The sequence below is a fragment of the Bacteroides sp. An19 genome, assembly GCF_002160215.1.
Lineage (GTDB): Bacteria > Bacteroidota > Bacteroidia > Bacteroidales > Bacteroidaceae > Phocaeicola > Phocaeicola intestinalis.
Genome location: NZ_NFKD01000054.1, coordinates 1 through 13,174 on the forward strand (window position 1 = coordinate 1; position 13,174 = coordinate 13,174).

At 47.5% G+C, this 13,174-nt stretch carries 10 protein-coding genes; 9 read left to right on the plus strand and 1 reads right to left on the minus strand.

All coding sequences use genetic code 11. The features are described 5' to 3' along the window. Window positions 1–173 precede the first annotated feature (173 nt). The 9 genes from B5F25_RS16040 to B5F25_RS16080 all read left to right on the plus strand — a co-directional run bounded on the left by B5F25_RS16040 (window position 174) and on the right by B5F25_RS16080 (window position 10,466). Window positions 174–1,457 (plus strand): site-specific integrase, encoded by a 1,284-nt coding sequence (locus B5F25_RS16040; RefSeq protein WP_087250717.1) that lies wholly within the window; start codon window positions 174–176, stop codon window positions 1,455–1,457. A gap of 70 nt (window positions 1,458–1,527) precedes the next feature. After that, entirely contained in the window at window positions 1,528–2,823 is a 1,296-nt protein-coding gene (locus B5F25_RS16045; RefSeq protein ID WP_087250719.1) for a PDDEXK nuclease domain-containing protein, read from the plus strand. Between the two features lie 7 nt (window positions 2,824–2,830). After that, window positions 2,831–3,850, plus strand: coding sequence for a hypothetical protein (locus B5F25_RS16050; RefSeq protein WP_087250755.1), 1,020 nt, complete (start codon window positions 2,831–2,833; stop codon window positions 3,848–3,850). A 105-nt stretch (window positions 3,851–3,955) separates the two neighbouring features. Then, entirely contained in the window at window positions 3,956–5,167 is a 1,212-nt protein-coding gene (locus tag B5F25_RS16055) for a hypothetical protein (protein WP_241148428.1), read from the plus strand. Window positions 5,168–5,418: 251 nt separating this feature from the next. Beyond that, window positions 5,419–5,727, plus strand: coding sequence for a DUF3853 family protein (locus B5F25_RS16060; protein ID WP_087250721.1), 309 nt, complete (start codon window positions 5,419–5,421; stop codon window positions 5,725–5,727). A gap of 14 nt (window positions 5,728–5,741) precedes the next feature. Beyond that, window positions 5,742–6,818 carry an AAA family ATPase gene (locus B5F25_RS16065; protein WP_087250723.1) on the plus strand — a complete coding sequence of 359 codons (1,077 nt, stop codon included), beginning with the start codon at window positions 5,742–5,744 and terminating at the stop codon, window positions 6,816–6,818. Between the two features lie 216 nt (window positions 6,819–7,034). Next, window positions 7,035–7,994, plus strand: coding sequence for a toprim domain-containing protein (locus B5F25_RS16070; RefSeq protein WP_087250725.1), 960 nt, complete (start codon window positions 7,035–7,037; stop codon window positions 7,992–7,994). Between the two features lie 226 nt (window positions 7,995–8,220). Further along, window positions 8,221–9,624, plus strand: coding sequence for a mobilization protein (locus tag B5F25_RS16075; RefSeq protein ID WP_087250727.1), 1,404 nt, complete (start codon window positions 8,221–8,223; stop codon window positions 9,622–9,624). Window positions 9,625–9,701: 77 nt separating this feature from the next. Then, the gene (locus B5F25_RS16080) at window positions 9,702–10,466 is read left to right on the plus strand and encodes a helix-turn-helix transcriptional regulator (RefSeq protein ID WP_087250760.1); all 765 of its coding nucleotides are present in this window, start codon (window positions 9,702–9,704) and stop codon (window positions 10,464–10,466) included. Between the two features lie 302 nt (window positions 10,467–10,768). Here B5F25_RS16080 and B5F25_RS16090 read toward each other — a convergent pair whose 3' ends face one another. Further along, window positions 10,769–13,108, minus strand: a complete 2,340-nt coding sequence (locus tag B5F25_RS16090) for an outer membrane beta-barrel family protein (RefSeq protein ID WP_087250731.1) — start codon at window positions 13,106–13,108, stop codon at window positions 10,769–10,771. Between the last annotated feature and the right edge of the window lie 66 nt (window positions 13,109–13,174).

A 13,174-nucleotide genomic window follows, 5' to 3' on the forward strand; every position in this document is an offset into this window, starting at 1 on the left:
TTGCGGTGCGTACGGGACTTTAACTTACACAATCAAGAAATCTCACAAAGCTGCAATATGTTGATAATAATCAAGTTATTACAAATCAACTATATTACTAAATATCATTAAATACCTTTTGCTGTTTCAATTATTGGGTGTATATTTGGGTGTTGATTTTAATACACCCAGCTATGAACATCAAGAGAAACATCATCTTTTCATTGGAAAGCCGCAAGAAGAACGGAGTGCCAATCGTGGAGAATGTCCCTATCCGTATGCGTGTTGTTTTTGACAGCCACCGTATCGAATTTACAACAGGCTACCGCATTGATGTTGCCAAATGGGATGCCGACAAGCAGCGTGTGAAGAACGGATGTACCAATAAACTGAAGCAAAGCGCATCGGAAATCAATGCGGACTTGTTGAAATACTACACCGAAATACAGAACATATTTAAGGAGTTCGAGGTGCAGGGATTCATGCCGACTACCGAGCAGGTAAAGGATGCGTTCAACAGATTGCATGACGGGAAAAAGGATGAGGAGGAAGCTCCGGTGGTGTTTCTTCCGTTGGAGGTGTTTGACGAGTTCATCAAGGAGTGCGGCACGCAAAATGGCTGGTCTGATGCCACCTATGAGAAGTTTGCCGCAGTAAGAAAGCACCTTGAAAAGTTTGACAAGGGACTGACTTTTGAATCGCTGGACGAACCCAAGCTGACAAAGTATGTAAATTTCCTGAAAGACACCGAAGATATGCGGAACACATCCATCATGAAACAGGTCGCTTACCTGAAATGGTTCCTGCGCTGGTGTACCAAGAAAGGGTATTGCATGAACAATGCCTACGAAGATTTCAATCCAAAATTGCGGAGCACCCCAAAAAAGGTGATATTCCTCACATGGGAAGAACTGAACCAACTCAAAAACTATCAGATACCCGAAACCAAACAGTATCTTGAACGGGTGAGGGATGTCTTTCTGTTCTGCTGCTTCACCGGACTCCGGTATTCGGATGTGCATAACCTAAAAAAAAGCGACATCAGGGACGGATATATAGAAATCACCACGGTAAAGACCGCCGAAAGGCTTATCATCGAACTGAACAACCACAGCAAGGCGATACTTGATAAATATAAAGAGGTGGAGTTTGAGGGGCATAAGGCTCTCCCGGTCATCAGCAACCAGAAGATGAACGATTATTTGAAGGAGTTGGGCGAGCTTGCCGGAATCAACGAGCCAGTAAGCGAGACCTATTATAAAGGAAGCAGACGCATAGACACCATTACGCCCAAATATGCATTGCTGGGCACCCATGCCGGAAGAAGGACTTTCATCTGCAATGCCTTGGCTCTCGGCATTCCGGCTCAGGTGGTCATGAAATGGACAGGGCATAGCGACTACAAGGCGATGAAACCCTACATAGACATCGCCGATGATGTGAAAGCCAATGCGATGAACAAATTCAACCAACTATAAAAAACAATCATCAAGTTTCACGGGATGCCTGTTATTGGGCTTATCTTTGTAACTTTCATTACATACAACAATGAGCAACAACGATAACAATATAGAGAAAAGAAGTTTCGAGGCTTTTGTCAATGCCATCGGGTCAGAAATAGAGCAGGCGCAAGTCCGGCTCATCAGTGCAGCCAATGCGCAGATGCTGTTCCACTATTGGAAGATGGGCAATTACATATTGTACCACCAGAACCGACAAGGCTGGGGCGGTAAGGTCATCAAGAAACTGGCGCATGCGATACGGTTCAATTATCCCGAAAAGAAAGGGTATTCGGTCAGGAACTTGGCTTATATGTGCCAGTTCGCACGCTCCTATCCATTGGGCGCATTACGGAGTTTTATAGAAACCGATGCGAAATTACTTACTCCAAGTGTGCAGAAAATCACGGATGAACTTCAAAGCCTGAACAATATGACATTTACGCAAGAGCCTCTTGCACAAATTCAATCCTCAGACAATAAGGAAATTGTAATTGTGCAAGAACCTCTTGCACAAATTCAGGATGTAGTCCAAACAGTAGCCGCCGTTTATCAAGTACCGATTGAGGACATGGAAAAACTGTTCCTGGCATCACCTGTCGCAAGAATCAATTGGGCAAGCCATGTGATTCTGCTGAACAGTTCCCTTCCGTTGGGTGTCGATTACTGGTATATGAAGCAATCCGTGGAAATGGGCTGGAGCAGCAATGTCCTTAAAATGCAGATTGAAAGCAAATTGTTTGAACGGCAAGTCAACAGCCACAAGGTCAATAATTTTACCGCCACGCTTCCTGCGCCCCAAAGCGACCTTGCCAACTACCTGTTGAAAGACCCGTATATCTTTGACTTGGCGGGAGCCAAAGAACGTGCGGACGAAAGGGACATAGAGGAACAACTGGTGAAGCACGTCACCCGCTATCTGCTGGAAATGGGCAGCGGATTCGCCTTTGTCGCAAGGCAGAAGCATTTCCAGATTGGCGACAGCGATTTCTATGCCGACCTAATCCTGTATAACATAAAACTCCATGCCTATGTGGTCGTGGAACTGAAAGCTACCCCGTTCAAACCGGAATACGCCGGGCAGTTGAACTTCTACATCAATGTGGTGGACGACAAACTGAGGGGAGAGAATGACAACAAGACCATCGGGCTGCTGTTGTGCAAAGGCAAGGATGAGATTGTCGCACAATATGCGCTGACCGGCTATGACCAACCTATCGGCATCAGCGATTATCAGCTTAGCAAGGCTGTGCCGGAAAACCTGAAATCGGCGTTGCCGAGTATAGAACAGGTGGAAGAAGAACTGACGATGCTTCTTGACAATGAAAGGAACAGACAAAAGTAGAACGCCTATGGCAGACAAGATACAGACGATGATTCCCCAATACGGGGAACTCAACAGAATATACAGGGACTATATAGACAACAGCACTTTTTCTTTTGACAGGCAGAAATTTATTTCCGATTTCTGTCAGGAATACAATGACATGAAGTCTTTTGAAGCCGCCATCCTTGAACTGGTGCTTGACAGGCAAAAAGAACAATACACCTTGATACTCAACAGCCTGAAAACCGAAATAGAAAAGAGCATACAGGCCTATGAAACGCACCCCATAAGTGACAGTGCGATAGAACGTGTTTGTTATCAGCACATGGAAAGGTATTCCCTTGAAATTAAAGCCCAACTGGATGTTACAAGGAGTCTGAGCAAGCCGCTGAATGAAGCCAACAACAGGTATGATTCCATTGGCTATAGGGAACATACCGCCGAAGAGGAAAAACAGGCGGAGAAAGAATATGAACGCTGCAAGGCTGAATATGACAAGGAAAGAGCCATACTGAACAAACTCTATGACCAGCAAAAGGCAGCAAGGAAAGAGGCGTTCCAATATATGAAGAACTGTTGTGCGGACATATACCGTCAAAGCTGCCTTTTTCTGGATATATTGAAGAAATACATTCCTGACGGGAAACGACAGGACGAGCCGGGCAAACCCGTCAGCCAGCAGGAAACGACGGATGAACAACAAGAGTATTTCAGCATGAAATTGCTTTCGCTCATTCATGAGGTATGTGTTGGAGAACAGTTCGAGGAAATTTCCGCACCGGACTTCTATGCCAATATGAACCTGCACCCCTGCAACTGCAAGTTGAGAATTAAACCGAGAGAGAAAATACGTGTATGCTATCTGATATTTCTGATGGGCGAGAAACTTTCCAAACAGGACAGGGAAAAATGGAAAGCCGGAATACTGGGACTGCTGGATATTGACGATAGCTACTACAAGTCAAAGTACAAGGAGCCTGTTTCCGATTTTCCGAGTGACAGCAACCAGAAATTCGCCAAGGAAATGGAACATATATTCAGATAATCCCTTTGATAATAATGGGCTATACTGTATATTTGTGGCTTGGTAAAGCCAATATTTGCAGACTATAAAGAATGGATGTGAATAGATAATTCAAAAAAATTATATATGAGAAATTTATTGCTTTTTATTTTCTGTGCTTTCACAACCATTGCATTAAAAGCACAGACACCCTCTATCGAGGCATTGCGTACATGTGCGGGTGAAAAGGGGATACCGCCCGTAGAATACATATTCAAGCTGTTTGAGAAATCGGATATAGTAGTGCTGGGCGAGCGTGACCACCGTGATACGGTACAATACGACCTGATTCTCGATATCTTGGCCGACCCTCGTTTCGTGGAGCGTGTGGGACACGTCTATACCGAAGTCGGCTTATATAACAAGAATGATGATGCAAACCGCCTGCTACAAGGTGATTATCCTACGGAGAGGACTTTTGTCGACAGCCTATATGCCTATTACAGAAACTCTGAGAGCTTCTATCCCCTTTGGGAGAAATACAACCGAGTAAAGTTTTTGAAAGGTATATATGAAATAAATCATACCTCTCCGAAGAAAATCCAGCTTGGACTGACCGATTGCGAGTTCTCATGGGATGAAATCCGTACTGCGGAGGACTACAAGAAATTCTGGGAATCTCCCGAATTGAACTATCGTGATAGTTTAATGGCCGCTCACATCGCGGAAATGTATGCCCGTCAGACCCCTTTGAACGGAAAGCGCAAGGCCTTGGTGATAACCAGTCAGCCGCATGCCATCAACTATTCGATGCATCTCAAAAAGAGCGATAAAATTTTCGGAGCGCAGGGTTGGTGGATGAAGAGGATATTTGGAGAAGAGAACGTCAGAATCGTGGTATTGAATTGGTTTGATTACAACCTGTTTGACGGCAGTAATTTCCCTATGACAGGTGACGGGAATTGGGATGCGGCCTTTGAACTGCTGGACTGCCGTCCGTTTGGCATTGACCTGAGAAACACGCCTTATGGAGAAACGGCTTACAACGGTGAAGCCGGTGGCACTACCAGTAATGTAAAGAATCAATGTTGGCAAGATGTAGCTGATGGGCTTATCTATTATGCGCCCCTCTACGACCATGTAGCCGCATGGGGTATTGAAGGAATCATAACCAAAGAGTTTAAGCCTGAAATCAAGCGCCGTGTGACACTGTTTTTTCAAGCGACACGACCAGGTGTAGAAATACCCATGGAGGCAGTCATTGAAGAATATAACGTTTTCCAAACTTGTCCGGCTGTTTTTAAAAGCAAAGAGGAAGTAAAAGAATTAATTAAAAAAGTAATTGAAAAAAAGGAGTAGAGATGGACATTTGACTAAGAATGAACTCAAATGTGATATATCTCGATACTTTACGAAAGTTCCACTTTTACCACTCAAATTAATTTTTGAGTGGTATTTTTATTTTCTGATATTCAATAAGATACAGAGATATTCGAATTATACCGTCCCCATCCTTACCACTCATAACCCTATCTAATTTTGCATCGTTCGAGAACAGAAATAACAGCCAGTGCGCAGGGCTGATTGTTGAACCAAAAACGAGTAGAATCATGCAAAATCTACAAGAATTATTATCCAAACCCGTCTGGCAGATGACAGGCGAAGAGTTCATAATGTTAAGCAGGCACGCATCCGGTCAGCCGGAAGCGCAGCCGCAGCCCGTAACGGACACAGGCAGGAAGTATGTGTACGGAATACTCGGCATAGCCAAGCTGTTCGGGTGCAGCCTGCCTACCGCCAACCGCATAAAGAAAAGCGGAAAGATAGACAAGGCCATCACCCAGATAGGGCGCAAGATTATCGTGGACGCGGAACTTGCCCTTGAACTGGCAGGGAAGAAAACAGGTGGACGCAAGTAACAGGAGGAATCGCTATGGACTATATGAAAGACATCCGGGAAATATCGGACGAACAGGCGGTAATCCTCTGGCAAGCCTCACGGCTGAGCCTGTCAGAAAAGTACGAGAAAGCCCCCGAAATCCTCAGTGTGAAAGGTTCTGTAATAGGTACGTTAGGGAATTTCAGCGCATCCATCGGCAAAGCCAAAAGCAAGAAGACATTCAATGTGTCGGCTATCGTAGCCGCCGCATTGAAAAACGGTACGGTACTGCGGTATGTTGCGGAACTACCGGAAGAAAAAAGGAAGATTCTTTATGTGGACACGGAACAAAGCCATTATCACTGTCTGAAAGTCATGAAACGTATTTTACGGCTGGCCGGTCTTCCTGATGACAGGGACAATGAACATCTGGAGTTTCTCGCTTTGAGGAAATACACGCCCGAACAGCGTATCAGGATTGTCGAACAGGCTATCTATAATACACCGGACATAGGGCTTGTAATCATAGACGGCATCCGCGATATGGTATATGACATCAACAGTCCGGGAGAATCGACACGTATTATATCCAAACTGATGCAGTGGACGGATGACAGGCAGATACACATCCATACGATACTCCACCAGAACAAAGGCGATGAAAACGCAAGAGGGCATATCGGTACGGAGCTGAACAACAAGGCGGAAACCGTTCTGCTGGTGGAAAAGGACAAGAGCAACGGGGATATAAGCAATGTTTCAGCCATGCACATCCGTGCAATGGATTTCGAACCTTTCGCTTTCCGTATCAACAACAATGCATTGCCTGAACTCATAGAGGGGTACAGACCCGAAGCGAAGAAACCCGGAAGACCGGAAGAGGAAAAGTTCGACCCTTACAGGCATATTACCGAACAACAGCACCGCATAGCACTGGAAGCGGCTTTCGGGCTGAAAGAGGAATACGGCTACAAGGATCTGGAAACCGCCTTAGTCAAGGCATATATGTCGGTAGGTGTAAAACTGAACCATCAAAAAGCAGTATCACTTATCACCATGCTCCGGAACAAACGGATGATAGTACAGGAGAACGGCAGGAAATACACGTTCAAGCCAGACTTTCACTATTAGACCGTCTAACCTGTAATCACTTCACTTTATTCGGCAGGTCTATATATTAAGGATAAAGCGAAGCGGTTGCAGAGAATGTAAAACCGCTTCACTTTATTACCGTATCCTATATATACGAAAATAAAGTGAAGTGATTATACAGACCGTACTTCATAAAAAGGTACGGGCGAAAAGAGAAATAAATATTCCAACCATTATTCAAACACTCATCTTATTATGGATATACAAACAGCAAAACAAATCAGGATAGCGGATTTTCTGTACAGTTTGGGACATTCTCCCGTCAAGCAGCAAGGTATCAACCTGTGGTATAAATCCCCGTTACGGGAAGAGACAGAGCCCTCGTTCAAAATAAATACCGAACGCAACCAATGGTATGATTTTGCAATTGGTAAAGGTGGAAATATCATTGCACTGGCACAGGAACTCTACTGTTCCGACTATGTACCTTATCTTCTACAGAAAATCGAGGAACAGACTCCGCACATCCGTCCCGTATCTTTCTCTTTTGGCAAGCAGTCATTTTCCGAACCGAGTTTTCAGGAGTTGGACATTGTACAGCTGACTTCTCCTGCCCTGCTTGCCTATCTACAGGAAAGAGGGATAAACACGGCACTGGCGAAAAGAGAATGTAAAGAAGCCCGTTTCACCCACAACGGCAAACGTTATTTCGCCATTGCCTTTCCGAACATATCGGGTGGATATGAAATCCGCAACCGATATTTCAAGGGATGTATCGCACCAAAAGAAATATCCCATATCAGACAGTCAGGAAAGCCAAGGAGTGCGTGTTACGTTTTTGAGGGATTTATGGACTACCTTTCCTTTCTTACCCTGCGGCTTGAAAGCTGTCCGCAATACCCCGATTTCGACAGGCAGGATTACATGGTGCTGAACTCTGTCACCAATGTTTCCAAGGCACTCTACCCATTGGGAAGTTATGAGCGCATCCACTGCTTTCTTGACAATGACCGTGCAGGAATGGAAGCCTTGCAGCAAATCCGCAAGGAATACGACAGCACCCGGCATATACGGGACGCTTCCCAAATCTACTGCGGATGCAAAGACCTGAACGAGTATTTGCAGAAGCGCATGGCTGATGGAAAAGAACAAATGCAATCCGTCAGAAAGAGAAATGACACGCTATCCAAGAAACCGAAAGGCTTCCGGTTATAGCCCACTATAACTACACGCTTCGCTTACGTAGTTGTGGGCTCTCCCGAGGGGATTAGGGCTTTGCCCTAATGACCCACTCAGGGCGTTTCACCCCTGAGAACCCCGACCAAAGAGTGACCCTCTCTTTGGAAACTCCGCTTATGGGTTGCACCCCTAAGAACCCCATGCGGTTATGAGTGGAAAGCAGCAAACAAAATTAGTAATAACCGAATCAAAAAATGAAAAGATGGCAACAAAATCAAGCATACATATCAAACCTTGCAACGTGGCATCAAGCGAGGCTCATAACCGGAGAACTGCCGAATATATGCACAACATCGGCAAGTCCAAAATCTACATCGTGCCCGAACTTACGGCTGATAACAAACAATGGATAAATCCGGATTTCGGCAGTCCCGAATTGCAGGCGCATTATGAGAACATCAAACGCATGGTCAAGGAAAAGACTGGTCGTGCCATGCAGGAAAAGGAGCGTGAACGCAAAGGGAAGAATGGCAAGATTATCAAAGTGGCAGGGTGTTCACCCATCCGTGAAGGAGTATTGCTCATCAGACCGGACACCACTTTGGCAGATGTGCGCAGGTTTGGCAAGGAGTGCCAAAGGCGTTGGGGTATCACACCGCTTCAGATTTTCCTGCACAAGGACGAGGGGCATTGGCTGAACGGCCAGCCTGCACCAGAGGACAGGGAGAGTTTTCAAGTAAACGAAAGATGGTTCAAGCCGAATTACCATGCCCATATCATATTTGACTGGATGAACCACGATACAGGCAAGAGCCGTAAACTCAATGACGAGGATATGACCGAAATGCAGAGTTTGGCATCCGACATCCTGCTGATGGAGCGTGGACAGTCAAAGGCCGTAACAGGCAAAGAACATCTGGAGAGGAACGATTTCATCATTGAGAAGCAGAAAGCCGAATTGCAACGCATGGATGCTGCAAAGCGGCACAAAGAAGAACAGATAAATCTTGCCGAACAGGAACTCCGTCAGGTGAAATCGGAGATACGCACGGACAAGCTCAAAGGTGCAGCCACCGATGCCGCTACGGTCATAGTAAGCGGAGTGGGTTCTCTTTTCGGCAGCGGAAAAATGAAGAAACTGGAACTATCCAATGAAGAATTGCGTCAGGAAATCGCTAAACGGGACAAAGGAATTGATGACTTGAAAGCCCAAATGCGGCACATGCAGGAACAGCACGGCAGGCATATACGTAATCTGCAAGGAATACACAATCAGGAGCTTGAAGCCAAAGACAAGGAAATATCACGGCTGAATGCTATTCTTGAAAAGGCGTTAAAATGGTTCCCGATGCTCAAAGAGATGCTGAGAATGGAAAAGCTGTGCGCTGCCATCGGCTTCACCAAAGAAATGATAGAGAGCCTCCTGACCAAGAAAGAGGCTATTAGGTGCAATGGCAGGATTTATTCAGAAGAACACAGGCGGAAGTTTGACATCAAGAACGATATTTTCAAGGTGGAAAAGAATCCAACCGATGACAGCAAACTGGTACTGACCATAAACAGGCAGCCGATTGGCGAATGGTTCAAAGAACAGTTTGGCAAATTGGGTCATGGCTTCCGTAAAGTACCTGATAAGCCAGCAAATAAAAGAAGATTCAAATTATAAGCAGAAAAAATACAGTTCATTTTTAAGATAGTCTGTCTTTACTTATTTTTGCAGCTGGAATTAAGACGAGACGAATGATGCAACAGAATGATATAGACAGGTTTTTCCGTCCGATAAATCCGGGCATGGAGATTCCGGACAGTGATTATGTCCGGACGGATATTTGTGTGGCTATGGCTGAAGCCTTGGCACGCAATACGAACCACAGTCTGTACATCATCGACTACAACCGCAAAAACTTTCTTTATGTATCGTCCAATCCGTTGTTCCTCTGCGGCCGCACGCCGGAAGAAGTGCAACAAAAGGGATATGCCTTTTATTTCGAGGTGGTATCGCCCGACGAACTGAAACGGCTGATGGAAATCAACGAGACTGGCTTTCGTTTCTACTACACTCAACCGGCAGAGAAAAGACTGAATTTATCCATCGAATACGATTTCCATATTTGCACGTCAGAAAGCCACAGACATCTCATCCACCACAAGCTGACGCCCATTCTGCTGAACGCGAAAGGGGACATCTGGCTGGCATTGTGCTCCGTTTCCCTTTCTCCCCGGAAAGATATCGGAGAAGTTATCCTAACGGACTGCACCTGTGCTGACCGCTATGTCTATTCCTTCGAGGGCAGACGATGGAGGAAACAGCCCGAACTGATACTTTCCGACCGTGAAAAAGAGATTCTCCAGCTCTCCGTCAAAGGACTGTCCAATGCGGAGATTGGAGAAACGCTTTTTATTGATGCCAATACCGTCAAGTTTCACAAAAAGAAACTCTTTGAGAAGCTACATGCAGAAAACATTACTGAGGCCGTGGGCATCGCTGCTCAGATGCGGCTGATTTAGAAAAACAATGTAGAACCGCGGCAAGGTGACGGCCGGAGGATGCGAGAGGATGTATTCCTCCATCTTCTTCCGTCCGAGTTCGATTATCGCTTGTTCGGAACACTTGTTTATCCTGTGCATGTCGATATAGGCAATATGCCAAAAGCATAGGTAGCCTATCACATATCTTTCGACCGTTGTTTCTATTGGTTCGTTCGGGCGCTTCATGGATGAAAGAGAGTTGCAGACATCCTTGTCGATGATGCCCACAACTGCCCAAGAGAGATTTATGTAAGAAATGGTGGTTGTCATAATCCGGTTTGTTACATACGGTCTTTGGCTGCCTGTCCGGCACCCGTGCCGCGGTACTTGCTCTTGGCGACATTGAAGCGGTAGCGCACGGTGAGGCTGAACGAGCGGGTGTCGCCCCACGTCAGGTCGTTCATCTGCGAACTCTGCATGTAGAGCATGAACTCTTGTTTGCCGCCCAACAGCAAGTCGTTTCCCCGTGCTTCGATGCTGAGGGCATCGTTGAGGAAAGACTTGCGCAGGCCGATGTTGAGAAAATAAAGCGGACGCTTGCAAGTGCCGTTCTGCGCATGTCCACGGCTTTGGTAGCTGAAGTCGGCAGTGAATTGGAAGCCGAGCGGCAGGGTGAAGACGTTGTTCAGCGTGCCGATAAAGATGGGATTGTCATACGTGAGCCGCTGCCCGGCGGCCTCCATGGAGAACCATTGTTTCCGAAGCATCGCGCTGGCGTTGAGATTCCACAGGCCGATGGTGGGCGAGGCGGAGAGCATGGCGGTCAGGATGGGCATACGGTCGCAGTTGATGTGGTGGATAAGGGTGACGGCAGACTGTCCTTCGACCGGCGTGCCCCAATAGAGGATGTAGTCGCGCGTCACCTTATAGCTGAGCATCGCCTGGAAGAACCGCCATACGCCCACGGCGGTAAGGTCGTGCGTCAGGCTGGGTTTCAGCAGCGGGTTGCCCGTCTGCCAGGTGAAACGGTTGGCGTAGGTGATGTTGTTGCGCAACTGGCTGTACGAAGGACGTTGCGTCTTGGCGGCATAACTCAGCTGGAACTGCACCTTGCCCACTTGTCCTGCCAAGGAGGCGTTGGGGAAGAAGTTGTCGTACGTGCGGCTCTGCCCGGGCATGTAGGTGTTATCCTCATAGTAATCGAAGTCATCGTGCTCGTAGCGCACACCCAGCGATGCCTGTCCCCCACCCAGTTTGCCGAAACGCAGCGGGTGGCTGTACTGCACGAAACCCGCCAGGTTCTGCTCGCGGATGCGGCTGTAGGACGTGGGCACGTAGCCTTCGGGATTGATGTAGTCGTCGTGGCGGTCGGTGTAGGTGTATTCGCCGCCCACGTTGAAGCTGCCGCCCCACAACGGGTGAGTGAAGGAAGCCTTGGTCGCAGCCAGTTGGTTGTCTACTTTGTTTCGCGAGGTCACGGTACGGTCGTCGTGGTCCTGGCTGTCCTCCAGATTCCGGGTGTCGTCGGTATGGACATCGCTGTAATAGTCGGCATCCCACTCCAACTGTCCCTTGCCTATCTGCCCGGCGTAGTAGGCGTTGAGCGAATGCTCGGGGCGACTGTCGGCTTCGCTATAGATGCTACTGTGCAGGATGTCGTAGGGCGCACCGTCGGCCAGAACTTCGCTGTCGAAGAAGCCGTTCTCGGTGTTGTACAGCGTCTTGCTGATGTCGTAGCGCATACCGATGGAGTGACGGTCATTGAAATCATAGTTGAAGCCGATGTGTCCGCTCAGCGTGCGGTCTTCGGAGTCGGCCTTCTGGTAGTTGCTTTGTGTCCACAACGTGTCGGCAAAGGTAGTTTGCTCCAACAAATCCTCCTGGCGGTCGACCGTCCTGTTGAAGCGAATCATCCCGAACACGTCGAGGCTGTTGTGGCGGTAGTTCATGTCCGCCTGCTCCACGAAGTCCGCGTTCTGCGACTGGTCATACGAGCTGCGCAGGCTGATACCGAAGCCCTCGCCCTTCCGCTTGACGGTGCGGATGCGCACTACCGCGCCCACCGTGGCATCGTACTTCGCGCCGGGATTCTGAATGACTTCCACACTCTTAATCTCTTCCGATGAAAGCTGGTCCAGCTCTGTCTTGTCGCGCATCTTCCGCCCGTTGATGTAGATGAGGGGCGCGCCCTTGCCGAACACCTCGAAACCGTCCTGTTTCTTCTGCAGGCCGGGGATGCGCGCCAGCACGTCTTCCGCCGTCCCCGCCTTGCTGAGCACCGTGCCCTGCACGTGGGTAGTCAGCGCGTCGTCCTTCATCCGGGTAACGGGCAAATTGGCTTTTACCTCCACTTCGCCCAGCAGTTGCGTATCTAATGTCAATCGTACTGTTCCCATGTCGGCCGGTTGGATGGATTTATAGACCGTCTTGTAGCCTATGTAGGACATACAAACTATCTGGTTCGGGGTTGTTGGCATAAGGCTGAATGTACCATCCTCAGCACTGACGGTTCCACTGACGTAGGTCGAATCCGGCAGGGACAACAGTGTCACATTGACATACGGTAACGGCTGGTTGTTTTCATCCACCAGTTTTCCCCTTACTGTTTGTGCCGACAATCCAATCGGCAAAAGACTGCTTATAGCAAAAAATACAAGCAGGCATACTTTTATCTTTTTCATTGCAGAACAAATTTAATTTTCTGCCGCAAAGTTCCCGACTTTACGAAACTTCTCCACTACCCGATA

What these genes read in the sequence shown, in the direction of transcription:
- B5F25_RS16040 (WP_087250717.1), top strand. Translation starts at nt 174, where the DNA reads ATGAACATCAAGAGAAACATCATCTTTTCATTGGAAAGCCGCAAGAAG.
- B5F25_RS16045 (WP_087250719.1), top strand. Translation starts at nt 1,528, where the DNA reads ATGAGCAACAACGATAACAATATAGAGAAAAGAAGTTTCGAGGCTTTT.
- B5F25_RS16050 (WP_087250755.1), top strand. Translation starts at nt 2,831, where the DNA reads ATGGCAGACAAGATACAGACGATGATTCCCCAATACGGGGAACTCAAC.
- B5F25_RS16055 (WP_241148428.1), top strand. Translation starts at nt 3,956, where the DNA reads ATGAGAAATTTATTGCTTTTTATTTTCTGTGCTTTCACAACCATTGCA.
- B5F25_RS16060 (WP_087250721.1), top strand. Translation starts at nt 5,419, where the DNA reads ATGCAAAATCTACAAGAATTATTATCCAAACCCGTCTGGCAGATGACA.
- B5F25_RS16065 (WP_087250723.1), top strand. Translation starts at nt 5,742, where the DNA reads ATGGACTATATGAAAGACATCCGGGAAATATCGGACGAACAGGCGGTA.
- B5F25_RS16070 (WP_087250725.1), top strand. Translation starts at nt 7,035, where the DNA reads ATGGATATACAAACAGCAAAACAAATCAGGATAGCGGATTTTCTGTAC.
- B5F25_RS16075 (WP_087250727.1), top strand. Translation starts at nt 8,221, where the DNA reads ATGGCAACAAAATCAAGCATACATATCAAACCTTGCAACGTGGCATCA.
- B5F25_RS16080 (WP_087250760.1), top strand. Translation starts at nt 9,702, where the DNA reads ATGCAACAGAATGATATAGACAGGTTTTTCCGTCCGATAAATCCGGGC.
- B5F25_RS16090 (WP_087250731.1), bottom strand. Translation starts at nt 13,108, where the DNA reads ATGAAAAAGATAAAAGTATGCCTGCTTGTATTTTTTGCTATAAGCAGT.